The 24,716-nt window shown below is 60.0% G+C and carries 30 protein-coding genes and 1 tRNA gene; 10 read left to right on the forward strand and 21 right to left on the reverse strand.

Going from position 1 to position 24,716, the window contains the following annotated elements; all coding sequences use genetic code 11:
- Positions 1 to 30: 30 nt before the first annotated feature.
- Both HNQ95_RS12625 and HNQ95_RS12630 read right to left on the reverse strand, forming a co-directional pair.
- A complete protein-coding gene (locus HNQ95_RS12625) occupies positions 31 to 777 on the reverse strand; it encodes a cytochrome c biogenesis CcdA family protein (protein ID WP_067962212.1) in 747 nt (248 codons plus the stop codon).
- Between the two features lie 221 nt (positions 778 to 998).
- Positions 999 to 1,337 carry a hypothetical protein gene (locus HNQ95_RS12630; protein WP_067962214.1) on the reverse strand — a complete coding sequence of 113 codons (339 nt, stop codon included), beginning with the start codon at positions 1,335 to 1,337 and terminating at the stop codon, positions 999 to 1,001.
- Between the two features lie 262 nt (positions 1,338 to 1,599).
- On the opposite strand from HNQ95_RS12630, the gene HNQ95_RS12635 reads away from it, so the two are divergent.
- Positions 1,600 to 1,675, forward strand: a tRNA-Lys gene (locus tag HNQ95_RS12635).
- Between the two features lie 214 nt (positions 1,676 to 1,889).
- Here HNQ95_RS12635 and HNQ95_RS12640 read toward each other — a convergent pair.
- Together HNQ95_RS12640 and HNQ95_RS12645 are read right to left on the reverse strand one after the other, a co-directional pair.
- Positions 1,890 to 2,105 carry a hypothetical protein gene (locus HNQ95_RS12640; RefSeq protein ID WP_182574195.1) on the reverse strand — a complete coding sequence of 72 codons (216 nt, stop codon included), beginning with the start codon at positions 2,103 to 2,105 and terminating at the stop codon, positions 1,890 to 1,892.
- The gene (locus tag HNQ95_RS12645; RefSeq protein WP_182574196.1) at positions 2,105 to 3,424 is read right to left on the reverse strand and encodes a S24 family peptidase; all 1,320 of its coding nucleotides are present in this window, start codon (positions 3,422 to 3,424) and stop codon (positions 2,105 to 2,107) included. The genes HNQ95_RS12640 and HNQ95_RS12645 overlap by 1 nt, the downstream gene beginning before the upstream one ends.
- A gap of 516 nt (positions 3,425 to 3,940) precedes the next feature.
- On the opposite strand from HNQ95_RS12645, the gene HNQ95_RS12650 reads away from it, so the two are divergent.
- From HNQ95_RS12650 to HNQ95_RS12675, 6 genes are all read left to right on the forward strand, one after another.
- A complete protein-coding gene (locus tag HNQ95_RS12650) occupies positions 3,941 to 4,984 on the forward strand; it encodes a YeiH family protein (protein WP_246340698.1) in 1,044 nt (347 codons plus the stop codon).
- Positions 4,985 to 5,025: 41 nt separating this feature from the next.
- Complete coding sequence (locus HNQ95_RS12655) at positions 5,026 to 5,799, forward strand: 5-oxoprolinase subunit PxpA (RefSeq protein ID WP_182574197.1); 774 nt, start codon at positions 5,026 to 5,028, stop codon at positions 5,797 to 5,799.
- A gap of 17 nt (positions 5,800 to 5,816) precedes the next feature.
- Positions 5,817 to 6,776 (forward strand): ABC transporter substrate-binding protein, encoded by a 960-nt coding sequence (locus HNQ95_RS12660; protein WP_182574198.1) that lies wholly within the window; start codon positions 5,817 to 5,819, stop codon positions 6,774 to 6,776.
- A 139-nt stretch (positions 6,777 to 6,915) separates the two neighbouring features.
- Positions 6,916 to 7,674: an ABC transporter ATP-binding protein gene (locus tag HNQ95_RS12665; protein ID WP_182574199.1), complete on the forward strand. Its 759-nt coding sequence runs from the start codon at positions 6,916 to 6,918 to the stop codon at positions 7,672 to 7,674.
- Between the two features lies 1 nt (position 7,675).
- The gene (locus HNQ95_RS12670; RefSeq protein WP_182574200.1) at positions 7,676 to 8,431 is read left to right on the forward strand and encodes an ABC transporter permease; all 756 of its coding nucleotides are present in this window, start codon (positions 7,676 to 7,678) and stop codon (positions 8,429 to 8,431) included.
- The gene (locus tag HNQ95_RS12675) at positions 8,431 to 9,189 is read left to right on the forward strand and encodes an ABC transporter permease (protein WP_182574201.1); all 759 of its coding nucleotides are present in this window, start codon (positions 8,431 to 8,433) and stop codon (positions 9,187 to 9,189) included. The genes HNQ95_RS12670 and HNQ95_RS12675 overlap by 1 nt, the downstream gene beginning before the upstream one ends.
- A 98-nt stretch (positions 9,190 to 9,287) precedes the next feature.
- On the opposite strand, the gene HNQ95_RS12680 is transcribed toward HNQ95_RS12675, so the two are convergent.
- Positions 9,288 to 10,262: a GlxA family transcriptional regulator gene (locus HNQ95_RS12680; RefSeq protein WP_182574245.1), complete on the reverse strand. Its 975-nt coding sequence runs from the start codon at positions 10,260 to 10,262 to the stop codon at positions 9,288 to 9,290.
- A 127-nt stretch (positions 10,263 to 10,389) separates the two neighbouring features.
- Here HNQ95_RS12680 and HNQ95_RS12685 point away from each other — a divergent pair, with 127 nt between their 5' ends.
- On the forward strand, positions 10,390 to 11,208 hold the full coding sequence (locus tag HNQ95_RS12685) for a dienelactone hydrolase family protein (protein ID WP_182574202.1): 819 nt from the start codon (positions 10,390 to 10,392) through the stop codon (positions 11,206 to 11,208).
- 312 nt (positions 11,209 to 11,520) lie between these two features.
- Here the strand turns inward: HNQ95_RS12685 and HNQ95_RS12690 are convergent, their stop codons facing one another.
- The 7 genes from HNQ95_RS12690 to HNQ95_RS12720 are packed head-to-tail and all read right to left on the reverse strand — an operon-like array spanning position 11,521 to position 13,904.
- Positions 11,521 to 11,820 carry a hypothetical protein gene (locus tag HNQ95_RS12690; protein ID WP_182574203.1) on the reverse strand — a complete coding sequence of 100 codons (300 nt, stop codon included), beginning with the start codon at positions 11,818 to 11,820 and terminating at the stop codon, positions 11,521 to 11,523.
- Positions 11,817 to 12,032, reverse strand: a complete 216-nt coding sequence (locus HNQ95_RS12695; protein WP_182574204.1) for a hypothetical protein — start codon at positions 12,030 to 12,032, stop codon at positions 11,817 to 11,819. Before HNQ95_RS12695 ends, HNQ95_RS12690 begins: the two co-directional genes overlap by 4 nt.
- Positions 12,029 to 12,268: a hypothetical protein gene (locus tag HNQ95_RS12700; protein WP_182574205.1), complete on the reverse strand. Its 240-nt coding sequence runs from the start codon at positions 12,266 to 12,268 to the stop codon at positions 12,029 to 12,031. The genes HNQ95_RS12695 and HNQ95_RS12700 overlap by 4 nt, the downstream gene beginning before the upstream one ends.
- Positions 12,265 to 12,546: a hypothetical protein gene (locus HNQ95_RS12705; protein ID WP_182574206.1), complete on the reverse strand. Its 282-nt coding sequence runs from the start codon at positions 12,544 to 12,546 to the stop codon at positions 12,265 to 12,267. The genes HNQ95_RS12700 and HNQ95_RS12705 overlap by 4 nt, the downstream gene beginning before the upstream one ends.
- The gene (locus HNQ95_RS12710; protein ID WP_182574207.1) at positions 12,543 to 12,734 is read right to left on the reverse strand and encodes a Pam3-gp28 family putative phage holin; all 192 of its coding nucleotides are present in this window, start codon (positions 12,732 to 12,734) and stop codon (positions 12,543 to 12,545) included. Before HNQ95_RS12710 ends, HNQ95_RS12705 begins: the two co-directional genes overlap by 4 nt.
- 1 nt (position 12,735) lies before the next feature.
- Positions 12,736 to 13,398 (reverse strand): glycoside hydrolase family 108 protein, encoded by a 663-nt coding sequence (locus HNQ95_RS12715; protein WP_182574208.1) that lies wholly within the window; start codon positions 13,396 to 13,398, stop codon positions 12,736 to 12,738.
- The gene (locus HNQ95_RS12720) at positions 13,398 to 13,904 is read right to left on the reverse strand and encodes a DUF7338 family protein (protein ID WP_182574209.1); all 507 of its coding nucleotides are present in this window, start codon (positions 13,902 to 13,904) and stop codon (positions 13,398 to 13,400) included. Before HNQ95_RS12720 ends, HNQ95_RS12715 begins: the two co-directional genes overlap by 1 nt.
- Positions 13,905 to 14,028: 124 nt before the next feature.
- Here HNQ95_RS12720 and HNQ95_RS12725 point away from each other — a divergent pair, with 124 nt between their 5' ends.
- Positions 14,029 to 14,703, forward strand: coding sequence for an FkbM family methyltransferase (locus HNQ95_RS12725; RefSeq protein ID WP_182574210.1), 675 nt, complete (start codon positions 14,029 to 14,031; stop codon positions 14,701 to 14,703).
- Here HNQ95_RS12725 and HNQ95_RS12730 read toward each other — a convergent pair.
- The 3 genes from HNQ95_RS12730 to HNQ95_RS12740 are packed head-to-tail and all read right to left on the reverse strand — an operon-like array spanning position 14,700 to position 16,321.
- The gene (locus HNQ95_RS12730; protein WP_182574211.1) at positions 14,700 to 15,002 is read right to left on the reverse strand and encodes a hypothetical protein; all 303 of its coding nucleotides are present in this window, start codon (positions 15,000 to 15,002) and stop codon (positions 14,700 to 14,702) included. The genes HNQ95_RS12725 and HNQ95_RS12730 overlap by 4 nt on opposite strands.
- Entirely contained in the window at positions 14,999 to 15,253 is a 255-nt protein-coding gene (locus HNQ95_RS12735) for a hypothetical protein (protein WP_182574212.1), read from the reverse strand. The genes HNQ95_RS12730 and HNQ95_RS12735 overlap by 4 nt, the downstream gene beginning before the upstream one ends.
- A 3-nt stretch (positions 15,254 to 15,256) precedes the next feature.
- Positions 15,257 to 16,321, reverse strand: a complete 1,065-nt coding sequence (locus HNQ95_RS12740; RefSeq protein ID WP_182574213.1) for a hypothetical protein — start codon at positions 16,319 to 16,321, stop codon at positions 15,257 to 15,259.
- Positions 16,322 to 16,399: 78 nt separating this feature from the next.
- On the opposite strand from HNQ95_RS12740, the gene HNQ95_RS12745 reads away from it, so the two are divergent.
- Positions 16,400 to 16,645, forward strand: a complete 246-nt coding sequence (locus HNQ95_RS12745; RefSeq protein WP_182574214.1) for a hypothetical protein — start codon at positions 16,400 to 16,402, stop codon at positions 16,643 to 16,645.
- Here the strand turns inward: HNQ95_RS12745 and HNQ95_RS12750 are convergent.
- From HNQ95_RS12750 to HNQ95_RS12775, 6 genes are read right to left on the reverse strand one after another with little or no spacing between them, the layout of a single operon-like run.
- On the reverse strand, positions 16,583 to 18,628 hold the full coding sequence (locus HNQ95_RS12750) for a hypothetical protein (RefSeq protein WP_182574215.1): 2,046 nt from the start codon (positions 18,626 to 18,628) through the stop codon (positions 16,583 to 16,585). The two genes, HNQ95_RS12745 and HNQ95_RS12750, sit on opposite strands and share 63 nt — an antisense overlap.
- A complete protein-coding gene (locus tag HNQ95_RS12755; RefSeq protein ID WP_182574216.1) occupies positions 18,628 to 20,982 on the reverse strand; it encodes a glycoside hydrolase family 24 protein in 2,355 nt (784 codons plus the stop codon). The genes HNQ95_RS12750 and HNQ95_RS12755 overlap by 1 nt, the downstream gene beginning before the upstream one ends.
- Before the next feature lie 3 nt (positions 20,983 to 20,985).
- Positions 20,986 to 21,990, reverse strand: a complete 1,005-nt coding sequence (locus HNQ95_RS12760) for a tail fiber domain-containing protein (RefSeq protein ID WP_182574217.1) — start codon at positions 21,988 to 21,990, stop codon at positions 20,986 to 20,988.
- On the reverse strand, positions 21,977 to 22,426 hold the full coding sequence (locus tag HNQ95_RS12765; protein WP_182574218.1) for a GNAT family N-acetyltransferase: 450 nt from the start codon (positions 22,424 to 22,426) through the stop codon (positions 21,977 to 21,979). The genes HNQ95_RS12760 and HNQ95_RS12765 overlap by 14 nt, the downstream gene beginning before the upstream one ends.
- Before the next feature lie 2 nt (positions 22,427 to 22,428).
- Positions 22,429 to 24,015, reverse strand: a complete 1,587-nt coding sequence (locus HNQ95_RS12770) for a hypothetical protein (RefSeq protein WP_182574219.1) — start codon at positions 24,013 to 24,015, stop codon at positions 22,429 to 22,431.
- On the reverse strand, positions 24,012 to 24,713 hold the full coding sequence (locus HNQ95_RS12775) for a hypothetical protein (protein WP_182574220.1): 702 nt from the start codon (positions 24,711 to 24,713) through the stop codon (positions 24,012 to 24,014). The genes HNQ95_RS12770 and HNQ95_RS12775 overlap by 4 nt, the downstream gene beginning before the upstream one ends.
- Positions 24,714 to 24,716: the final 3 nt, after the last annotated feature.

The raw sequence follows: 24,716 nt of genomic DNA on the forward strand, positions 1-24,716 counted from the left end.
AATGCACAGGCTATCTGGACGTTTTTGGAGCTAGCCGAGCTGGCCGAGCACCGGAAAGCGCTCCAGCAACCAGTAGGATGCGGTCTGCACGCCACCGGTCAGGAACAGCACGCCTGCAACCACCAGAAGCGCACCGATGGCCTTTTCGACCTTGCCGAGATGGACGCGGAACTTCTGCAGGAACCGCATGAAAGCGCCCGAAAACAGCGCCGCGATCAGGAACGGAATGCCAAGGCCGAGCGAATAGACAGCCAGCAGGGCAGCGCCCTCTCCCACCGTCTCGCGGCCGCCGGCCAGCGTCAGGATCGGCCCCAGCACCGGTCCGATGCACGGCGTCCAGCCAAAGGCAAAGGCTAGGCCCATCAGATAGGCGGCGAGATTGCTCGCCGGCTTGCCTTGCGACTGGAAGCGCGCCTCGCGCGAAAACAGCGGAATGCGCAGGATGCCGAGGAAATTGAGGCCCATCAGGATGATCAGCACGCCAGCCGCCATCGCCAGCGGTTCCTGCCAGGTTCGCAACAGCTGCCCGATCGTCGAGGCGCCAGCACCCAGCGCCACGAAGACGGTGGAAAAACCGAGCACGAAGCAGGCCGACGCGGTCAAAAGCGCGCCGCGGGCGCGGGAAACGGTTGCGGCCCCGCCCTCGGCCCGGAAGTCGTCGACCGAAACGCCCGCCATGTAGCAGAGGTAAGGCGGCACCAGCGGCAGCACGCAAGGCGACAGGAACGACAGGGCGCCCGCCCCCAATGCGCTGAGATAACCGACGTCCAATGCCATTCAATGCCGCTCCACAATGTGCAGGGCCGCTATAGCGGCAGCGGCAATCAGGTACCAATCACCATTTTGTGGCAGACGGGCCGGTTGCTTCCGGCCCGGTGCAGTTTTCTTCGGCGTTCCTGCGGCGTGCATTGCCGATAGCCACTCTATTCGGGGTTCGGCGCAAAAGGTGCCGAATCTGTTCGCGGCGTGACCAGCCCGGGGCTTGCTCGAAGCCAGCCCTATTCGTGGATCGTGTATTCGCCGAGTTCGCAGAGGTTCTGCTTGTCCTCGGTGGTGTCGAGGTCTGAGCCTTCCTCGAATTCGAAGCGCATGTCGTATTCGCAGACGCTGCGGCCATCGGCGATGGTGATCTGCATGCTTTCGCCTGCGCCCAGCGTGTCGCGGCCGAAGATGTCGTCTTCCCACTGGTCAACGCCAACCGGCGAGGCGTAGAAATTCGTCAGCACCGATTTCGTGCCGTTCTTGAGCGTGAAGACAAGATCTTCTGCCTGTGCGACGGCGGGAATGACGGAAGTTGCGAAAACGGAAGCAACGGCGAGTTTCAAAAGAATACGCATCTATCAAATGTCCAAAACGATAAGCCCGATATTGGGCCCCCGATGTCTAGCAGCGCTGCCGGATGCCAGCAATATCACCAAGAGGTAATATTACGCGCGTGAGGGGTTGCCAGGAAATGCCGAGCGAGTTGAGTTGCAGGGTCGAGAGCCAATTGCCGGTGGCCATTCGACAGCCTGTTTGCAATGATGTTTTTCCGGTTGACCCGCCGGGACACTCTCCCTATGTTCCGCCGCAATTTCGGGGTCGCCATACGCCCCCCGGGAGCGCGTAGCTCAGCCGGTAGAGCAACTGACTTTTAATCAGTAGGTCCAGGGTTCGAATCCCTGCGCGCTCACCACAAAAAACCCAATAAAACCAGATGCTTACATCGCCGTCGCCACTGACCTGAATCGAGGAAGCAGGCCGATGGGTGCAGTATGGGTAACATATTTGAAGGCCCGGCTGCAGGTGCAACCGGGCCTCTCAAATGTCTCAGCCCAATATGAGCAAATGACTCGCGTAGCCGGCGCCAACGGTCACCCAAAACAGCAGATCAAGGTAGCTCATGCCGCCTACCCCTGATCATCGCGCACCGCGTCCAGCAAATCATGCTGTTGCCCCGCCAAGCCAATGGCGAGCACCATGCAACTTGCTAGACCGCTGGCGACCTGCTGTGTCGTCATGCCGCTGACCTCATTGATGGTCGACGAAGCATGCGCACATACGGCCAAGAGCCCCAACAGATGCAGGGAACGGTCGATGTCCTCAGATGTCACCGCCGCCTTCATCAGTGGATGACCTTGACGTCGTTGGAAGCCACGAAGGTGCGCATGATCGTTCCGTCGGGCATCCGGTGCGCACGCTCGGCATAGGTGAGCTTTTGAGCCTGCCGCCGCATTTCGGCCGCGCGTTTGGCCAACATCTCGCCATCTGTGACCACCGGCCCCGGAACATAGTCCGCCGGCGCCACTTCACAATGCCACACGGCCAGCACGTCCTTGCGCTGATAGGTAATGCGTGTTGGCGGGTTGAGCATTTCGACCACGTAAGCGTCTTCTGTCTGGGAGACGAGGCGTTTGACTTTCATGACATGGTCGCCGCTCGACACCTTCGCCGGATCACGGAAAACCACGACGAACCCGCCTGGCTTCAAGGACTGTTGTCTATCGACGAAAAGACGTGAGCCATCTGCAATGAGGGGTTCACAGCAACTGCCGGCGCCTACCATTGAGAAGCGGTCTGGAAAGAACTCAGGCAGCACTGCTGGGTTGCGGACGTCGGAGCGTGCGCCGCGCTCGGAGAGCGTTTCCGAACTCATCCAATATAGTCCATCCTCATCCCCGACACCGCTTTCAGCAGGATCAGCCTCCAACTCATTGTCGCCAAGCTGGCAAGCCTCAGTGTCGTTATCGTCCTCGCCAGCGCGCCAACCTGTTCCTATGCCGACAAAGCCGAGGCTGGCCTCGTACTCATCCCTGGCCTGCAGGACCGCCTGCGAGCCATCACCCCAGCCTAGCGAATACTCGTCGTCTTGGTCCGGTTCGCGCTCGTCATCGTCTTCACGATCATCCCCAGATGCGTCACCTTTGGCCCATTGCTCCTGATTATGGCTCCGGTCATGGTAAACAGCGCCGCTCCGGGGCTGCTGAACGCCACAAGCAATGAACTCCCGCGACGAAGGATGGCTTTCGGCTGCGGCCAGGCACGGCTCATTCTCGCCATCGGCGACGACTGCAATCCCTGTCGACCATCCGTTTTGCGCCCCGTCCTTGGATCGTCCATGACCAAGGGGCCGCGGATGGTTTTCAGTCGCCCCGAGCGTTGGCTCGGCATCTGCCCAGTCGGCTTCACGGTCGCTGTCCTGGGACATGTCACCGCATGCCGGCTGAGCAGCATTCGGCCAGCCAAGCCAAGGTTCGTCGTCGGAGTTGTCTTCAAGGTCGGGGTCAGGCTCCATGGTGTCGAGCATATCTATCAAGCACTCGATGGTGGCCGATATGGAAAGCCGGTGGCCTTCCTTGCAGGTGACAAAGACGAACCCGCCGTCGACTTGGAGCTTCGGCATAAAATCGGGGGCGTCATGCCCCCCATTTGTGTGAAGGGTCATTTTTCAGTACTCGCGGTTTTAGACCGACCGTCACAGTCGGTGGAGGGACCTTCCCGTCACAGAAAGGCCTTCCGCGCTGGTGGCGGACCAGCAGCCGGGGGGTGACACCTGCCGCGAGACAGGTCGAACGATTTTAAGGGTCACCCCTCTGGACATAGCGTTCGCCCCCGGCCATATTCAGCCGAGTTGGAACGCCCGCCAAGGCGTATCCGGTGGCACATTACGGCCCGCCAAGGCCATGTGCGCCTCAGCAGCACCTACGACGCCAATCGTGGTTCCTGCTTATCGCGGTCAGGTTGTCACACCCGCGCCTACCTTCATCTGATTTGCTTAAGATTGCAAGAACGCCCTCCGGGGCGCCTCTTTGCGCATGGAAATTTAGCTCCCGCCACCTTTCGGCGCGCGGGGCCGTTTCGTGCTCCATTAATCGACCTGTCCGATTAATTTGACAAACACAATGCGTTGGAGCGGCTTTTGAAAAAATGATCTCCTCGATTTAATATCTGGAGAAAAAAATTGTCCGTCGACCTTGCCGATAACCGCTTGTCGCTTCCACAGGCGCCCATGAAAAAGGGCGACGAAACGCACAACGTGATCCGGCCTGGTATTGTGCTAGCCTGCACAATTGCAGGCGCTGGGTTCTCCCTAAAGCAGCTACCTGGCATGGCGTTGCTCAGCCCGCTGATACTGGCTGTGCTAGTTGGAATCGTATTCTCTAATACGGTCGGCGTGATGGCCAATGCCAAGGCGGGCATTGCCTTTTCACAGAAGACGTTGCTGCGTGCCGCTATCGTTGCGCTCGGCTTCCAACTCACGGCAACGCAGATTGTCTCGATTGGCGTGCAGGGAATTGTTGTCACAGTAATTGCTCTCGTCACAACTTTCGGGTTCACCATCCTGTTGGGCCGCTGGATGGGGGTCGATCAAAAGCTAACTGAACTGATTGCCGCAGGAACGTCTATCTGCGGCGCATCTGCAATCGTTGCCACCAATGCCGTGACGAATGCTCGAAGCGAGCAGGTCGCCTATGCAATCGCTTGCATCACTTTGTTCGGCACTGTCGCCATGCTATGCTACCCCCTGCTGATGGGTAGCTTCGGCCTTGATCAGCATGCTTTCGGGCTGTGGGCCGGCGCTTCCATTCATGAGGTAGCGCAAGTGGTTGGCGCAAGCTTCCAGGGCGGTCCCCAAGCGGGCGAGATCGGCACCGTCGTCAAGCTCGCACGTATCGCCATGCTCGCGCCCATGGTCATCGCTCTTGGCGCTATTGCCATGCACCGCAAGGGTACAGCGGAGGCCAAGCGCCCGCCGCTCCCTTGGTTCGTTTTTGCCTTCGTCGGGGTTGTTGGTCTGAACAGCCTGGTAACGATACCCGCTGAGGCGACGGTACTGTTGAAATCGGTCACCACATGCCTTCTGTCGGTCGGCTTGGCCGCGATGGGGCTGGGCACGAACGTTGCCGAAATCCGCAGGCATGGTTGGCGCCCGTTGGTTCTGGCGCTGTCGGCTTCCCTGTTCATCGCAGGACTCAGCCTCGCGTTGATCAAGATCGAGTACTAAGGGACACATTGGCGCAGGGTAAGTGGTGGAGGTATCAGGTCGTGGCGCTGGTTAATCTGAACGCAGATATGGGAGAATCGTTCGGTCGGTATAGGCTGGGCAACGACGAAGCGCTGATCAAGCATGTTCTTTCGGCCAATATTGCCTGCGGGTATCATGCTGCTGATCCAGGTACTATCCACGCCACTGTAAAGCTCGCAAAGGACCATGGGGTCGAAATAGGTGCGCATGTCGCTTATCCCGACCTGGCTGGTTTCGGCCGTCGCAAGATGGGGTTGAGCGAGCAGGAAGTGTTCGAGATAACCGTATATCAGATCGGCGCGGTGAAAGCATTTTGTGCAGCGGAGAATGTTCCGCTGAACCACGTCAAACCGCATGGCGAGCTTTATCTCGCGGCGGCTGTCGATCCGGAAGTGGCACGGGGCGTCGTGCGTGCTCTGAAGGCTGTCGATGACAGCCTTCTTCTTTTTCTTGTCGGTCCTATCGTTGATGCCGCATGCCGAGACTTGGGCATCATGATGGTCAATGAGGGATATGTTGACCTCGATTACAATCCGGACGGCTCGCTATACTTGGACAAGAAACGCGAGGCGCGGGACCCCGCCGAGGTTGCCCGTAACGCAATTTCGTTGGTCGAAGAGGGCGGTCGTCTCGCCCTCGATGGATCATCTTGGATAGTCCTGCCTACGCAGACCATCTGCATGCACGGAGACATGGCCAACGGTATCGAACTCGCCAAGAAGACGCGGAAAGAACTGCAGAACAGAGGACATAGAGTAGTCAAGTCGCGCCTTGTGGCGTTGGCTTCATTGTAAAACATCGGGAGGAGTCAATGAATTTTAGAACACTTTTGACGGCGCTGATTTTCGGCGCCGCTATTTTATCTACTGCCGCATCGGCGGAACCAGTTCGGATTTTCGCGGGCTCCAGCCCCACGTTCGCCCCGGTCTTTGTGGCCGACCAACAGGGCTACTTCAAGGAGGAAGGATTGGAGGCTGTGGTGAGGCCTTTCCCCTCTGGCGCTGAGGCTATTGAGGGTTTCCGATCTGGCGCGGCCGACTTCCTCGTCGCTGCCGATGTGCCTCTGTCGTATCTTCTTACGGGAGGCGACGTCGTTATGGTCGCGCAGTTCTCTCAGAGCTCGCACTTTATGGTTGTTGTCGGACCAAAGGAAAAGATGGAAGCTGCCGACATCAAAGGAAAGAAAATTGGCCTGGTCTCAAAATCGGCTGGGGAATACATGCTGAGCCGTTTCCTGGACAGCAAGGGACTGACATTGAACGACGTCGAGCGCATCAACCTCGCGCCCTTCGACCAAATCTCCGCCCTCGTTCAAGGCGACGTCTATGCCGTTTCCTCATGGAAGCCTTTCGACCAAAAGATGGTACAGCTAAGTCGCGGCGAAATGATACCAGCCGCCTGGAACGGCCAAGTCGGCTTCGACATTTACTCCGGAATAGTAGCCAAGCGCGAGCTGTTGGAGAAGCAGCCCGAGACGGTGGAGAAAGTGGTGCGCGCACTGCTTAAGGCCACCAAATATCTCGAGAAGTCCGGAGGCGTAGAAGCCAACGCCGCGGATTTGGCTGCTTATCTCAAGGCCCCGCCCGCCGATGTCCAAAGCGTGCTCGAGACTAATAAATGGGACATGCACGTTAGTAAGGACTTCCTGGACGGAATGAAGTCCGTTGGCCAATTCTTGGAAAGTCAGAAGCTGATCGCCGCGCCGATAGATTGGCAAAAGGCATTCGACTGGACTGCCTTGAAGGCAGTGGACGCCAGCCTAGTCCAATAGGAGGCGAATAGCCTCACATTGATGAGCCGCAACGATACCAGTTCCCCTGGTGGGATGGCAGGTAAGGCGGATCAGGACGCTGGGCGGGCATCTATGCTCCGCCCAGCGGACCGTACAGACAAAAAAAGGGGAACAAAAAATGCTAGCTAAGCTATGGACCAATTTCGGAATTTCAAACGTCTCGAAATCCTTCGGTAACTACCCGATCCTTGACCGGATCGACCTAGAATTTAACAGGGGCTCATTCATCTGTGTGCTCGGTCCCAGCGGATCTGGCAAAAGCACGCTACTCGATCTTATCGCGGGCTTCGAACGCCCGACTTCGGGCGCCATTCGCCTCGGATTAGAGGAAATCCGTTCGGCTGGCCCCGACCGAGTAGTTGTGTTCCAAGACGTGAGCAATGCACTCTTTCCCTGGCTGACCGTCCGAGAAAATGTCGAGTTCGGCATTTCCCGACTCCCGCGTGCTGAAAGACAGCAACGTGTCGCCCGGGTGCTCGAGATGGTCAACTTAGCCAATCATACAAACAAGTTCCCTTCGGAACTGTCCGGCGGCATGAAACAGCGCGTACAGATCGCACGCGGGCTCGCCATGGAGCCAGACATGCTTTTGATGGATGAACCGTTTGGGGCGCTGGATGCCATTACTCGCAAAAAGCTTCAGACTGACCTCAAATCTCTTTGGGAGGAGACAGGGAAGACCATTTTCTTCGTCACGCATGACATTGAGGAAGCTTTGCTTCTGGCGACCGAAATCGTCGTACTTTCGACCGGTCCTGGCGCACGCGTGAAGGAATGGATTCGGCGCGACCAAATTCCACAGGATCCCGCCACGGTCGAATATGTCGCAATGAAGACCCGCCTTGAGAGGGCACTCGACATCGATGAGGACCACTGAGATGCGTGTGCTCTATGCGGGGCTAGGCGTCGCCATCGTCATCGCGGTTTGGCAACTGATGGCAAATGCAATCGCCTTTGACATGCTCTTCCCACCTCCGAGGGTAGTTGGCGCTAGTGCATATGATATGATTGTGAGTGGCAGCATGACCGACGATGTCGGCGCGAGCCTGTGGCGACTGCTACTCGCCTTATTGATCGGCGTCCCGGCTGGCATTCTCATAGGCGTGGCTATCGGCTGGTGGCCTATCGCGAACGCTATTGTCCAGCCCTTTATTCGTATGTTCAACGCCATCCCGGCGATAGCGCTAGTGCCGTTTAGTCTGTTGTGGCTCGGAGTGACGGAACAGTCTCGTATCGCGTTGCTAGTCTATACGATCACCCTAACCGTGCTCATTAGCACGCGGGCCGGTGTGCGCAATGTAAGCCGCATCAAGTTGCGGGCGGGCGAATGCCTTGGCGTCCGCGGCCCCCAGGCGCTGTTCAAGATAGTGCTGCCGTCCTGCATACCCGCAATCATTATTGGCATACGTACGGCGATCGGCCTTGGCGTCATGGTCGTAGTGGCAGCCGAGATGCTGGGCGCTGAAAGCGGTGTCGGTTATCGACTTATGCAAGCCCGCTCGCAATTCGACACCGCCGCCCTGATGGCTAGTATCATTGGACTGGGATTGCTGGCGTTGCTACTGGACCGCGCCTTTGAGTTCGCAGTGGAGACCTTATTGCCACGCTACTCGACCAAGCGGAGGATCAAGTAATGTCTGGCTTTCGTATGACGACCTTGTCGACGCTTTCACTGTGCTCCTTCGTCATTATGTGGGCGATTGCCGCCGGGTCTATTGGACGTCCAGACCTCGTGCCGAGCCCTCTGCAGGTGGTTGAGGCTCTCAAGGGCATGTTGTCTTCAGGTGAGATTGTGAAGGCTACTATTACGAGCCTGGGCCGCGTAGTCGTCGGCTATCTGCTGGGGGGTGTTGCCGGCGTAGTCACAGGTATCATCCTCGGGCGTATCACCATCATCCGCGAATCGTTCAGCATCATATTTGATGTTGCAAAGGGTATACCTCCCATCGCGCTAGTACCGGTCGTAATCATGTGGTTTGGCATCGGCGAAATGTCCAAATGGCTGGTTATCGCTTATGTAGTTTGGGTGGTGGTCACTATTAGCACGCTGGTTGGTGCCAAGGAGGTGCCGTTAATCCGTTTGCGCACTGCAGAGATCATCGGGTTGGGGCCACTCGAGCGACTCTACCGGGTTGTACTGCCATCGGTAGTGCCCTACGCCCTAATAGGTCTACGCAACGCGGTCGGCTTTGCTTTCGTGGCGTTGGTATCCGCTGAATTGATTGGTGCCAATTCAGGGTTGGGACAGATTATCATGGATTCACGGTTCGCGCTGCAAACCGACCGCATGGTCGTTGGCATCTTCGTGCTAGGCGGTGTTGGCGCGATTTGTCAGATTCTGTTCGAGTTGATGGAGCGCCTGATTCTAGCTCGGCGCTTCCAGACAGGTTAGCCCAAGACGACCGAAAGATTGCGCTACCCGGGCTGAAACCGGGTAGCGCCAATGCTAAATGCGGCCTAGCTGTTAGACATCTGGGCTCCAGCACCGGCTTATGCGTTTCGTTTGCCGCGAAACTGCCGCGGCGTTGCCTGCGTGACTTTTCGCATTAGCCGTCGCAGCGCAGTCGTATCAGCATAACCAACTTGTTCGGCTATTTTTTCTACGGAAATGTTGGTGCTCTCCAGCAGTATCCGCGCCCGATTGATCCTCACACTTTGAAGCAAGGCAGACACACTTTTCCCCGTTGTGGCCTTGATACGCCGCGAGAGAGTTCGGCTCGACATAGATAGTTCTGCAGCAAGTTCTTCCACCGATGGAGGGTTCGGCAGCCTCGCTTCAAAGCAGGCCACAAGCCTAGTTGCGACGTCGCTGCTGCTTGCCAGAATCGCAGGAACGATGAACGGCGCTTGCGATTGGCGGCCATCGATTACCATTGCGCGCGAAACTGACTCAGCAAGTGCCGGGCCAAAGCGGATGCGAAGTAGATGCAGCATTAGGTCGATGTGCGCGAAGGCCGCGCCACCTGTGATAATGTTTCCGTCGGCGACAACGATCTGATCGACGTCAACTTGGCAATCGGGTGCCATCTGTTGCAGGAGCCCCCCGAGCCACCATGTCGTGGTCACCCTCTTGCTGCTCAGAAGCCCCGCCGCATGCAACAAGAACACTGCAGAGCATGACGCCGCGATAATCCCTCCTGCGTCGGAATGCGCCTTCAACCCATTTGCTATAGTGACCGCATCCGGCTGCGCTAGGCGGTTTATGACAGCTTCGGCATCGTTAAGGCCAAGCCCGGGCAGCAGCCAGACCGATCCATCGGACTTCGGCTTTTCCGGCAGAATCGCAGCTTCAATCTGAAGGCCGCTACTGAGGAGCACTGACTTCTCGGTCGAACAAATGCGCCAGCGTGGCGGAGCGCAGCCAGCTTCATGAGCAATGGCAGTGGCACAGGCAAGCGTGTCGAGCGATACGCCGACGCCTGACGCAAAAGTGCCTGGAAGCACGACGAGTGTGAAATCGAACATTGGCTGATTTAGCACGAATAATGTCAGATAGGACACTCGAATAAAGCACTCCGTCACTGCAAATGGAAGTCGGCTACCCCCAGACGTCTGGGGAAAGGCCGGCAACCAAACAGGAAGGAAAAAGGCGATGAAGGCTAGGAAGCTCGACGAGTATGATCCTCTTGAGGATTTTGCTCCAAGGAAGATAACCCTGATGGGCGTAACCAAGATGGTGCATACTGCGGGCAAAGGGCCCGCGGTGATCGTGATTCCGGAAGTGCCCGGTATCAGTCCACACGTTGCCCGCTTCGCTCGCTGGGTTTTGGAGGCGGGGTTTACGGTCTACATGCCATCCCTCTATGGCCGAGACGGGGAGCCGGTTGACCTTGAGGTGGGCCAGGCAATCTTCAAACGAGTTTGCGTAAGCGCAGAGTTCCGTGCCTTCGGCGCTGGTGCTTCAAGTCCAGTCACAATATGGCTTCGGGCCTTGGCGAAACTTGCACATGAAGAGTGTGGAGGTCCCGGGGTGGGCGCTATTGGCATGTGCTTCTCGGGCAATTTCGCACTCAGCATGATGTTGGAGCCATCCATGCTTGCGCCAGTTCTCTCGCAACCAGCTCTGCCCCTCGACGATGATGCCGGCCTCGAAATCTCATCCGAAGACCTCGTCACGGTTAGGGAGCGACTAGTCAAAGAGGACCTGACCGTTCTTGCTTACCGTTTCGAGGGCGATCGGTTCTGTAAGGCGCAGCGTTTCGCAGCCTATCAGCAGGTCTTGGGGGACCGCTTTGTTGGTCGCGTTTTGCCGGATGCGTCGGCGAACCGCGATGTGCCGGAATTCTTTGAGAAGGTCGTGCAGACCCCCCACAACGTCGTTACTGTGCATCTGATTGATGAGGCTGGTCAGCCGACTATCAAGGCACGCGACGAGATACTCGATTTCTTCAAACGCAGGCTGACTTCGTAATCTCGGGCAGACGAGATGCCAAGGTCGCGCGACAGGTGCAGTGTGGGAGGCCGTCTATCGTCCCCTTGCGATAATGCGGGCGCGACGGTGAAACTCTCACAACGCCCCCCCCGACTGAACGACAAAGTGCCGCCGGGTGAACCGGCGGCTTTTGCGGGAAGGACGATTACGTCTAGGCGGCCATGCGGGCAGTCCCCCCACGCAGCGAAGCTATAGAGCGAGGCGACGAGTGTTGGGAGCGCGTGAGCGCAAAAAACCCGCCAGCCGAAGCAAGTGGGGCGGTAATAGGTGGTAATGGACGTTAATGAACGGCTACGGCCTCGGCGTCGGAGAGTCCTTCTCGAGCAGCCTGACCGCGCGATCGATCTGCATGGACACGTTCTGAAGTGTGACCTCCATTCGTGTCAGCCGGTCCTTCATCTCGCCGCTCTGGATCTCCAGGCGCTCGATGCGGGTGGTGTTCGCCGCGGTGGCCAGCCTGTTGGCCTCAATGTCAGACCCAAATTTCGCCCAGCCGAAGATGATTGACGCCAGCAACGTGCCGATGACGATCATGTTGCCCAGGCTCATCTTCATATCGATATCCATGCCGAAGTGCTTTTGGTCGCTCACGGCTTCCTCCCGCACAGTTCCTCGCGTGTCTTCAGAATGGTGAGGTGCCGGGCTGCTTCCTCGGCGTTCATCGCGTCGTAGACCTGTTGCCGATAGCGGAGGTCTGGACCCAGGCAGATGCTGCCCCGGGCTGAGGTGCAGGCAGCAGCGCCGGTCAGGACCACGATCAGCAGCATGATCTTGACGACGAGGTCGAGCAGCCGGCGCTTCATGGTCGTGCCCTCTTGGCGAGCTCGGCGCGCACCTGATCGGCCGACATGGCGCCGACATCGGATTGCACGTCGTCGAGGACATCCCGCGCCTTGGCTTCCTCAGCTTCACGCTTGGCGCGTTCCTTGGCCGCCCCGCGTGAATTGCCCTTGAAGAAGGCCACAAGGACGGCCAGCAAGCCACCCATGATCGCCAGCAGCGTTGGATTGGTCAGTGCTGAGAGGATGAGCGCGGTCATTCTGCCGCCTCGTAAGTCGCCTCGAAGATGTCGGGCTTGCACGGATAGAACTCGCCTTGAACACCCTTGATGATGAAATCACCCTCTGTGGCCACATGCTTTGCGCGCTGGTCGTGGCCGTCTTCGAGCGTGACGATTTCAAGCTCGCCCTTCGCTGAAGGGTGACGCGCCTTGCTCTCGTGGCCGGCGCTCGCTCCGAGGAAAGCGCGGACGGCCGGATCGCCATATCGATACTGCATAGCCTCGATGACAACTGGCTTCTTGCGATACTTGCTCATTTCGACCACCCGAACTTGCGAGCGGCCCAGTACCAGCCCTCGGCGACCACACCCAGCCCGGCGCCGACCAGCATCTGGATATCGGGATCGGTGGCGAAGTTGGCCCCGTCTTCAGCCGACAGCATGCCCTTGAGAACGAGATAGCCCGCGCCATAACGCAGGCCGATGCGAACGATGACTGCGGTCATGTCAGCGATCCTTTCGGGAGAAGGCCCAGGCGAACGCCTTGCCAATGAGTTGGAGCCAGAAGGCCGCGCCCTTGGCGGGTTCGGCGGGGGCGGTCACAGGTGGCGACGGACTTGTCTCATCGGGCTTGGGAGCCGTGCCCTCACCCGCTTTCGGCTCGGCCAGCTTGAGCGCGTCGGCGCGCACGCCGGACACGCGCGCCGTCCAGCCATTGCCGAATGTCGGCCACGTCTTCAGGCCGCGCAGGAACTTCATGCGCTTGTCGCAAAGGTCATTGATGACGGTTGCCCGCATCATCGCCTTGGTAGCGGCAATGGTGGCCGGCCCAATCCGGCCGTCTTGCACAACACCGACGACACCCTGCAGGTATTTGGCCGCCCTGCCCGGCCCGCTGTTCACGGCGAAGTCGAAAACGGCATAGTCGACACCGTCGGGCAGTTCGGCGCCATGCACCGCGTCCCAGTAGAAGCGCCGGTAGACCGTCGCCAACTGCTCGTCCGTGATCCCACGCAGATCGTCCTTGGTCGCGCCCGGCTTCACGTAGCGGCGGAAGTTCGCCAGCGTGACGCCCTTCATGGTCGCTCCGCCCGGATCGGCCGGATGATCCGACCAGCCCCCCTCATGTTTCAGGACGAGCGCAAGCGCCCGCTGGAAATTACGGTCCATCAGGAAACACTCCGAAAGGGGTTGAACATGATCTTGATCATGTGCCGGTGGCCATCGAGCGCAGACCAGTGCCAGCCGATCCAGATCTTGGCGAAGCGGTTGCCTGGCAGCATCTGGTCGCGACGATAGGAGAAATAGCGGTGGCCATTGGCAGCCTGCATGACGACGAGGCGTGAGACGGTCTTGCCTCGGTCAAAGTCGACAACGCCGCTGTCAGAGACGATCTGAACCCCGGCAGCGTCAAAGCCGAGCACATAGGCATCGAAGCCATAGCCAGGGTTTCGCCAGAGCCACCAGCACGCGACCTTGAAGCGTTCCAGCGCTGACAACGGCTTTAGAACAGGCCCGTAGATGTCGTCATCGTGGGTGTGGACGTAGGCAAAGACGCCTGGCAGCCGGTCAAGACTGGCGAGCGCAGCCCATGCAGCCCAGACCGGGACCGTCGCCATCACAAACAGATTGAAGGCGAGCGAAAGCGGCGCCATCAGAAGATAGCGTGAATACATGGCCAATTCCTTTGAGCGTGCGTCGTCATTCCCGCTGGATGCGGGTCAGGTGCGCGAATTCGAAGACGGTTGAAATGCACTTCGGATCGTCTAAAGCTGCCTAGGCAATCCTTCCGGGGCATCTATGCGACTAAGCAATCTGATCAGATCAGCGTTCCCGCCTGCGTTCATTCGCGGCCAGGGTGACCGCAAAAGTAGTTCGCAACTCCAGCAAGACCTTTGGGCGCTGTCGGAAGCTGGCAACAAGACGGACGGTTTCTTTGTCGAGGTCGGCGCTTACGACGGCGTTACCCATTCCAATACCTACCTGCTCGAGCAAGTCGGCTGGGCGGGTATCCTAGCGGAGCCAAACCCTGCCGCGGAACAGAGCATCGTTACACGAAGGAAGGCCCCGCTTTGCAGCCAGCCAGTCGGCAAGGTGTCAGGGGTCGAAGTGGACATGCTCTTTGTCCCCGACCACCCCGAGCTTTCCACTATGCAGCAATTCGCGGGCGGCGACCGCCATGCCTCCCGCCGTGCGGACCATACCAAGGTCACCCAAACGACGATCAGCCTGAACGACCTATTAGCCCGCTACGACGCGCCCAAAAAGATCGATTTCATCAGCATAGATACCGAAGGCAGCGAGCCGGAGATTCTTGAGGGTTTCGACTTCGGCAGATACGACGTCCGTCTCTTCGCCATCGAGCACAACTACACACAGGCAGAGAAACAGATTGATCGGTTGATGAAGCTACGCGGATATGAGCGGGTTCATCGCCTGTGGTCGCGTTGGGACGCTTGGTACCGGAAGCGTTAAGCGGGCCATTTGATCTGCGGTAGTTCTGCTAAGAAATCCGTGATCGATGGTTGCGGACGCAGTCCCGTCGTCACCCTCTCAAGCTCGGCATAGACATATGCCCAGACACAATCGCGCCAAGCGACAAAGGCGGCGGCCTCCGCAGCCCATGCGGCATTGGTGCTCCCCACATATGTCGCGAGGGACACCGCGCTGTCGTACCGACGGTCCTGCGCTCGCGCATCAATCAGCCGTTCAATTGCCGCCTTGTAATCATCCAAGGTAGGCAGCGGTGCCGGTCGGATCGTGATGACGCTCATTCTCCTGCCTCCTGTTCGGCAAACCAAGCGTCAGGGCCAATCCCGTGACCATCTGGGTTCGTGAAATCTGCCGACCAGAGACCACGCTCAGTCCTGTCGTCAGGAACATCGGTCGCTTCGATGATGCGGTAGGGCACGCCGGCAGGAACATCCTTGCGGGCAATCTCTTCGATTGGAATGCCGCTTTTCCCAGCAGGGATCAGGACACAGACCCCACCATCACCTGACGGGAAAATGATACGTTTGTTCATGGGTCAGTCTCCCATTACAATGATGCCGACATATGCGGTGTCGACGCCACCCACGTTTGATTCACCAACCACAATGGCTATGGCCGACGTCGTCTTAGTACCACCGCTGTAGTTGACATCCCTGAGGTTGCCGCTGGCCATACCGACAGCCGCATAATTGGCGTTGGCCAACGCTGACGCGAAGTTGACGGTGTAGTTACCGACGCCGTTGTCTGTAATTGAGGACACGTTGAAGCTGTCATTGATGGCGACAGTGCCAGTACCGTTGAAGCTTACCCAGGCCTTGGCCACGCCTTGATGACTTGCGATGGGGGCAGCCCACTCTGGCGCAGTCGCGCCAGAATTCATCTGAAGCACCTGCGCCGCAGTGCCTTTGGCAAGCCTTGCCTTGACCTTTGCAGCAGTGAAGTACTCGATGTCGCCGGCTGCCGTGCTCGCTGGGATGGGAACGAAAAGCTGGGTTGCAGCGCCGTCGCCGATTGCAAGTACGTTGTCATCGGTGTCCCACTCGACACCGCCCTCTGCGGTGGGGGTCGCAGTGGCCCCCTGCTTCAGTGTGAGCGTAGGTTGAACGAGTGTGTTGACCGTGAGTCCGCCTGTCGAGCGCTGATACCCAACACAGACCCAATTGCCCGTACCCTTCGACCGGAAGGTTGCGACATCGCCGGCAGCGGTGGTGATATTTGCCGCACCCGGCAGAATGAGGCTGGTCGCATTGTGGGTGAGGATCAGCGCGCCGGCGAAGACCAGCGTTCGGATCGCTCCCGAGTTCACCGTGCCGAGCGCGGTAATAGGCGTGGTGCCAGTGACGTTGACGACGACACCCGTCGCGTTGGCCAGGTTGAGCGTCGCCGCCGAGGCCATGTCGGCACCGGTAGTATTGAGATTGTCATTGCCGGAAACGGCCGTGTTGCCACCAGTGCCGCCGGCGGTTATGGGCCGTGCAGCATTCAGATCCGCCAGAAGGTCGGCCAGGAATGCATTGTAGCGTGTGCTCGAAACAGTCGTATTGGGCACACCATTCGTATTTGGCGGCCACGACATCACACCTGAGCCGTTACGGGGCATCGGCAGTACTCCATGTGGGAAAGCCGCTCCAAAGGCGGCCTATTGTCGAAATGGCGGGCTGGGGTTACTTTCCGGCGCATGAGCTACCGGACCACAGTTCAGTTGATCGCTGCAGCAGTCACCGCCTGCGTAATGGTGGCGCTTGGCTTTGCGCTGGACGGCTTCCTTGGCGTCGTCTCATCAGACTTCAAAAACGGCTTGCTAACCGGCGTGATCGTGACGGGCCTGATCGTTTTCTTTGCTCTTCGCTATGATCAGCGATCAGCGGCCGACGCCGCCAACCGTCGTCAGCAGCAAGGCCCGCGAAACTCGATCGATCTGTGACGGATCAAGGTTCGAGCCTTTCGCCGCCTTCAGCAGAGCATCGACCACCTCAGCATTGTTGCTGGTCAACGTTTCGGCCATCTGCTTTCGCGCTGCTTCCGTCTTCACGCCCTGCAACGCCTCGACGACCTTCTCGACACCCTTAACGGCTGTTGCCCGCGTCGCGCCGCCGACGCCGCCAGCCTTGAAACTGTCGACCACGCCGAAGTCGCCGCCGGTCTGGCCTGTCAGGTCGTTGATCGCCTCGCGGCGCGCCAGGCTCTCGCTATTGCGCGTGACGATGCTCGAGGTGTCCGCGAAGGACCGTTCATTGTCGAGCAGCCGAATGATCCTGTCGGCACGGTCGTCGCCGAACAGCGTCGCGAGACGGTCGCGGTTCCAGTCGCCTTCACCCTTGATCAGCCGCTGAAGTGCTACCCGGTCGTTGGCATTGGTGCCAATGATGCGCTCGATTTCGGCCCGCGCACCTTCGCGCAATCGCACCGGCACCGCCGAGGGACCGATCTGTTCGCCCTGAGGCAACGCGCCTTGCCTGAATTCGTCCGCCAGTTCGACCGGCCGAGGTGCTTCGCGGCCATTGGCAAGAACCGTCTGACCGCGCTGCACCGCCGTATTCTGACGGGCCAGTTCGGCATATTGAGCGTCGACTTCCTTGATGCCCGGCACCGAAGCGCGAAGCTGATCGTCAACCGCCTGGCGGGCGGTGGTCAGGGCATTGCGGGCGTTCGTCTCCTGGACCGTCTCCAACATGCCGTCGATGGCCTTGCGGGTTTCCAGCAGGGTCACGGGATTGGTTTCAAGCTCTTCCGTTCCGACGCGATTGAGCATCCGTCGAACGGTCGACAGACCACGCTGCGCCTCGCCCCGTAGGGTCTGAATTTCCCGGTCCAGATATTGCGCGATTGGCCGCGTATCGACCGGCGAAGCGTTCTGGAACACTTCACGGTATCGCGGCGACAGGTGCCCCTGATTGACCTCGATGTCAGCCGACACCCTGCGCGGGACCGGAGCCGGCCCAAGCTGGGAATTGACCTCGTCGATGATCCGACGATTTGCAGCAGCATCGCGGGCGCCGATTGCACCGCGAACGATCTGCTGGCCTTCGCCCGGCATGGCAGCGAGCGCGGCGGCCTGGTGTTTGAGGTTTGGCCCCAGATCCAGAACCATGCCGTCAGGGCCCAATTCCTGAAGACGGGCGTGTACAGTCGCCGCGTCGAGCCCATCACGCTCCATGCCTTTGGCCAGGAGATTGAAAGCCTGCTTGTCGACGCCGGTTGCCTTGGCGAGGCGACCGGTTAGGAGGGCATCGGCGACCTTCTTGACGCCTTTGCCGACCAAAGGGGCGACGTAAGTGCCGGCGGCACCCAGACCACCACCCCAGAGCGCGCCGTCGCGCGTTTTTTCCAGATCGCCACCAGACCGCACAAAGGCGTCTGCACCTCCTAGGCCCCCGCCGCCAAGAGTCGCGCCGCCAATCTTCCCCAAGCGGGTTGCCTGCGCGACGCCAAAGGCGCTCGGAGCTGCTGCAATCATGGGGACCGTGCCAACGACCGCGCCGGTAACCTGCGCGGCCGTGTCCAGCTTCGGGTTCATCGACTTTTCAGCCTCGGTCCCCGACTGGATGGTCTGCAAGACCTCGTCGTAATCCTTGTCCGAGAACTGCGCCAAGGTGGCCGCGGCGGCACGATCAACGCCACCACGGATCAACGGGCCAACGACCGGGATGCCTTCCAGCACGCCGCCCGACGCCGTCCGGACCTTGCTCAGGGCGTCATCGCCCTCAATCACGCCGGTCTGACGGTTATAGCCAGGGATGCCGCCCGGGACGTTCGCCGGGTCGAACTCGAAATGCTGCGGCTGGCCGCCGGGCCGAGGGGCCCCGGGTTCGACCATTTGCCCGAGCGCACCGACAGCGGCATTCTCGTCGGGCGCATCGATCTCGTAGGTTTTGCCGTCCGGGCCCTGGATCTCGAAAACAGGCATTACTGTTTCACCCTGATTTTGACGCCGTTGCCCATGTCTTTCCAGCCGCCACCATCACCCGGAGGCGGCGCGCCAGGCGTCTGCCGTTCAACAGAGGCGTCGACAGAGGTCTTGATGTTGGCGAGCATGCGCTTGAGTTCTTCCACGCTGTTCTTCGCCCGCGCGCCGGCCCCGCCCGTCACTCCGGTCCATATCTGATCGGGCAGATTGGCAATGCCGCCCTCTTTCAGGGGATCGACAACCGGGTCATAGATCATCCGCTCCATGAGCGAGAGATCAGGCCCGTTGAGCACGCCGAGGTTAAACAGCTCCTTCATCTGAAGCATGATGCCCTGGCGAACCGTGTTCAGGTTGTCCTTGGCCTCGCCAGGCTTCACCTGAATACCGGATTTGTCGACAAGCTCCGCGTAACGGTCCAATTCACTCGTGATCGTCGAAAAAGCCTGGTCGACGCTCGAAGACCGATTGCGCTGGGCTTCCGTCGGCTTCTGCGCCTTCGGGCTGGTGATCGGGATCATGCCAGGGCGCTGGCCCTCGACCGGTGCACTGATCGGCGCAGGGGTCGGGGCGGGCGTCGGGCTGACAGGCGCTGCCGGAACAGGAGCCGGGGAAGGTGCAGGCGTCGGCGCTGGCACAGGAGCGGGTGCGCCTTGCGGTGTGACCGGCATTGCAGGACCACCCGCAGCCGCCTGTCCAAATACGCCCTGTGGCGTCATGAACATGACGGACCCGTCTGCGGGATTGGTGATGGTCTTGCCGGCGCCGAGCTGCTGTGCCTGTTCCGGGGTCAGAGCGCCGCTGTCCATGAGGCCGTTGAGCGACTGTGCTTCGACCGAATTGCCCTCAAACCGGAATTTGCCATCTGACGGCTTGCCTACATGCTTGGTTTCGCCCGTGGCCGGATCGAACAACGTGCCGTCGTCGAGTTTCTGCCACTGCTTTTGGGGCGTCCCTAGCTCCTTCTGGAGCTTCTGAAGCTGAAGCTGCCGGATAGGGTCGTTCGATTGCATCTTCTGCTCGAGCATTGTGTTGACCATGGCGCGCTGCTGCTCGCTCAACCAAGGATCGGCTGCGGCCTGCATGATCTGCTGGACGGTCGGGCCAGCCTCGCCAGGCTGAAGCGGCGCATGTCCGGGCATGTCGCTATCAATGGCCGTGCCGCGATAGGCTTCCGCGCCCATTGCCTGAGCAACGCGCTGGGTGGCCGGGCTGGCCGCCTGTGCCGCCGGCTGATCGCCATTGGCCTTGGCCAACGCCCCAGTGACTTTCGAAAGCGGCTGCACTGCGCCGCCTATGGGCGCGCTGTCCATCATTGCCGCCGTGACGCGCTGAGACGGTGAGGGTGTGACTTTTGCCACTGGCTGAGGAACTGCGGGCTTCGGCGGGGCTCCGGGTGCCGTCGGCGCGTTCATTCGGGCCCAAGCCTCAGGCGACAGGCCGGTTTTGGCGTATTCCTCCGGCATCGGCGGCACCTGCGTCGCCTGCGCCACGCCAGCCGACGGGTCGAGAGATGCGACCTGAACAGGCTGTTCCTGTTGGGCCGCCTGCTGAGCCTGAGCGGGCGAAGCACCTGCATTGAGTGCGCGCTGATAGGTCGACACAAACCTGTCGGTGTTCGTGCCCTGCTCAATGCCGCCCGGCAAGCTGGTCCAGACCGGATTGAGCACCTTTCCCACGCTGGCAATTGCCGCCGGGTCGCCTGACTGCAGAACAGCGTCCAGATCCTGACCCGTCTTGGCTTTGTAGGTTTCGGCTGCGAGGTTCCAAGCCGCCTTGTCCTGATTGATAGGCGAGAAGTCGCCCAGACCAAGCTTTCCAGCCTGATCATCCCACGTAGAGCCGAGAAACTGGTATTTGCCGGCGGCAGAAGAGGTGCGCCCCGCGTTCGGGCCAGTCTGGATGCGCACGGCTTGGTTTGGGTGTTTGGAGAAGTCGTCGAACTTCCCGCCGCCATAGATGACGTTGTACCGGCCGCCGCTTTCGGGCCCGGCAATCGTGTTCAGCAGCGCCTTTTGATACGGCTTGGCATCGGTCCATGCGAGTTCGTCGCCGTGAAAGTCGACGGGAGCCGATGACGTGGATGTGCTCTGCTTGGAAGTCGGCGCATCTGGGAACGTGCCGGCGCCAAACAGCGGTGCCATGGTCGACGCGGCATGATCGCGGCCCGCTTTTTCGGCAGCATCAGCACGGCTTCCGAGGACAGCCGAGACGATACCGTCGGCCAGGGCGCTGATGCCTTCGCCTACGTTCCGGGGAACCTGATTGCGGCTGGCGAGCGCATCCGCTACGGCCCGCTTCTTCGCGAGGCTGGCCGGCGTTTCCTTGGATGCGTCGAAAATGAAGGACAGAGCCATTGATTATGCTCCCAGCGCCAGCGCTTTGCGGTAATCCACGGCCTTGAAGCCGTGCGGGGTATCGAACACCGCGTCGGGGTGTTCCTTCTCGACATCCTGCGCCATCAGGCCAAGCTGCATGGGCCCGCCGGCCTTGTAGCGATAGGCATAGATGGGCTGGCCGTCGTTGGTCTTGCCGACCTTCTCGATACCGGTCTTGGCTCGCTTGTCCGACAGTGTGAGCAGCTTGCCGACGCCGCCGAACAGCCCGCCCAGCAGACTGCCGCTCTGGGCGACCTGCTGGTTATAGGCGTTCATGCGCTGATTGTAGTTCTCGTTGATCAGCCCGGCATTGTCGGTCGTCGGGATGGTGCTGCCGTTGTAACCCTGGGCTTGCGGTGCGGCCACCTGCGAGCCCGACAGAAGCGCAGTGATTTCGTTGATCGGCTGATTGCGGACGGCCTGGGCTTCCGAAAAAGCCTGGCCGCGACCAGTCAGCAGCAACTGATTGTAAGCATCGTTCGTCGTCTGGCCTTGCTGGGCCATGGCCCGGTCGTACGCCGCGGAACCCTGCATGATGCCCTGGTTCGCTAGACGGGTCTGCAGCGCGTCGTTCTGCTGCGCAATGAGCGGGTCGAGGCGCTTGCGACCCAGTTCCAGCAGCCGCGATTCAACCGCCTCGTTGGAGCCATCGAAGGGCTTAGCCATATAGTCGTTGAGGAAAGACGACTGGTTGTTGGCAAGGGTGCCGAGGTTGAGCTGCGCCTTGTCGGTTTGATCCTTGATTGCCTGCTGCGCCGCTGACAGCTGCGTCGTGACAGTCGTTTTTGGGATCGTGTAGGTCTTCCCGGTGTATGGATCGGTGACCTTCTCTTCGCCAGTCTTCGTATAGGTGATCGTGCCGTCAGGCGTGACCTGGTTGGCATTGTTCAGCCACGAATTGGCAATCGCGGTCGAGATGTTGGTGCCGGTCGATGCCGCTGAAGTTTCCTTCGGGTCGGGAGGCGTCGGCGCTTTAGGCTTGCCCATGGTATTTCCTCGTGAACTTGCTGTTCCGCCAGGCGTCGTCAGTCAGCGTGAAGACGTAACCGTCCTCATTGCGACCGCGCATGCGCTCGATGAAATGCGGCGTGAAACCGAAGGCTTTCGCAATGCGCACCATACGCTCGTTGGCGGCCGAGACTTGAAGAACCACCATCTGGCAGCCGACCTCGTCGAACGGGTACGAAAACATCTTGTGCCGCACCTCGGCAGTCAGCCACCGCGGCGTCGTCGATGCGCTCGATATCTGGATGAGGCCCGGCCCCGGCTGCCAGTCGTGGAAGACCATTCCGGCGACCAGTTCACCGGTATCGTCGTCGACAACACCGAGTGCCTTGCAATTGCCGAAACCCGCTTCACAGCCTGGAATGAGGCCGGCGACGAAGGCCGAAACCTGATCAGTGCACCCGTAGAGCAATCGCATGCTCAGACGACCACAGCACCGACTTCATAGGTGATGTCGATCGCTACCAGCTCGGCGTCGGGCGTTGGCGTCACGCCGCAAGTTACCTGGACTTGTGGTGCCGCAACGAAGCCAGATCGGCCAATTGAGCCCCAACGGGTCGAAATGCGCTTCTCTGAGCTGCCATCCCATTTCATGACGTCCCACAGACCACTGTCCCATTCGTCGAATAGGGTGTCATCTGGGGTCGACGCCGGAGCGGCTGGCAATGAAACCTGATAGTCGGTGGACATCGACAGCTTCGAAATGAACGCTCGAGCCGCAAGAAAGACAGACCGGCCCATATGGACGATCTTGTTCGCCGCCGGCACGCGTAGGTGGTCGAACAGGCCAACATAGGTGCAGACATAGGGGGAGCCGTCGTCGTTGCCGCCGACTTCGCACTGCATGACCTTGCCGTCGGAGGTGCCGAAATAGGCCCAATCGTCATGGATGGCGAGGCAACGGGTATCCCAGCCGGTATAATCGGCCCATGCGCCGGTTTCGAGGTTGACGACGAAACAGAGATTGTCCTGGCCGACGTCGGTAGGCAGGGAGACGATGCCCATATTCATCAGCGGCCATTTCACGATTTCCCAAGGCAACACTGCTGCGCGGCGAGCCACCTCACGGCGCCAGTCGGGTTCGATGTTCCGGCTTACGCTGCTCATGGAGAGCGCAACCCGGTCCTTCGAAATCGCCTCGCTGATAGGGACGATGCCGTCTTCCATGGCGATCAGGAGGTCACCACCGGCCTGCATGAAGGCGCGACGGCCCATTGGCCGCGAGATGTCGTATCGGCCCACAAGCCGCCAATCTGCCGGATCGGCGGGGTTTGCGCCTTCATAGACCGCGACCTCGCCCTGATCGGAGACGATGACGCATTTGTCGTCGACGCCGTCGCCGGCATCAAGCGACCAGGTTGCCCCGAACTTGATTGCGCCACCCTTCTGGAAGACGCCGGCAAGGGACAAATCCTGCGCGGTACCCGAGATCTGATTGACCGGCAGGAACCAGACGACAAGGCTGTCTTTCTGGACGAAAAACTGCCGGTTTCGGTAGGCCCATATCTGCGCCAGCTTGTTCGTCGCGATAGGGCCCAGTGCCGCCACGGTTGACCAGACGCTGCCATTGAACTGGCGCATCGAATCCGTGCCGTTGACCGCAGACAGAAAGTCGCCGCCGGCCGTGGCGAACTGGATATAGCTGTAATACCCGCTGGTCTGCCCGCTGACAGCCGCTGCCGGCGGCACCAGAGGATCGGCGGGACTGGTGACGTCAAAGATGTTGGTCGTGTCCGCGGCAAACATGAAACGACCGCTCGAGCTGTCATAGGTGATCATGCTGACCACCGGCCCGGAACCAATCGTTGCCTTGCGACGAGTGCCGCCGCGCAGCCTGATACCGGTACTGGTCGGGAACCAGTTTTCCAGCACCCGGGCGCCCTGAGGCTGCGAGGCCGCCAGATTCTCATTCGAAATCTTGCCGCGGACCGGGGCCGGGAAAGTGTGCGTGCGGTGCTTCTGCTGGGCAGGGGCAGCGACCGGAACACGTCGGAAGGCGCGCCTCATGGGGTAATCACCCCTGGGAAGGCGCATTCGGCGCCGGCCGGCAGACGAGGCGTGCCGACGGTCAGGATGTTCGAGCCCTTGTCGTTGCCGCTGGCGACCGCAAGCGCGTCCTCGTAGGTCACCATGTCCTCGGCGTAGGCTTGGCCCTTGTTGGCCTTCCACTGCCAGATCATGCCGAGCTTCAGCACACGCTCATCGAGGCGGAAGACGTCATCGTCTGAGGTAAATTCGGCTTTTGGCGTCCCGTCCTCGGCCTTGATGATCAGATCGGAGATGTAGAAGAACGATGCGGTCGCCAGATTGGGCATCACCGGCTTGATGTGGACCTGCTCGCCAATCATCGTCCATGCGCCGGTCAGGCTCTGGTAGTTCTGGACTGCCATGGCGAGCCAAGTGTCGCTGTCGGGGTAGTGCGTCAAAGGCGAATAGGGCGTTGCCGAAGGCCAGATGCGAGCCTTTTTCAGCATCCGCTTGTAGTCGGGGGGCAGATTGAAACCGGTGGCGATGCCGTCACCGGTCAGCGTTGCGAGCACCTTGAGGCGCGTCCAATCACGGCCGTCGAAGGCGATGCGCTGCGCCATTTCATTGGCGAGCGCTTGCAATTCGGCGTGTTCCCGATCCGTCGACGAGAAGACGGCATCAGGGACGGTGAGCCCGATGACCGGGCACACCTGCTTTATGACGCTCAAGATGCTCATGGG

It is taken from the genome of Aminobacter ciceronei (assembly GCF_014138625.1).
Lineage (GTDB): Bacteria > Pseudomonadota > Alphaproteobacteria > Rhizobiales > Rhizobiaceae > Aminobacter > Aminobacter ciceronei.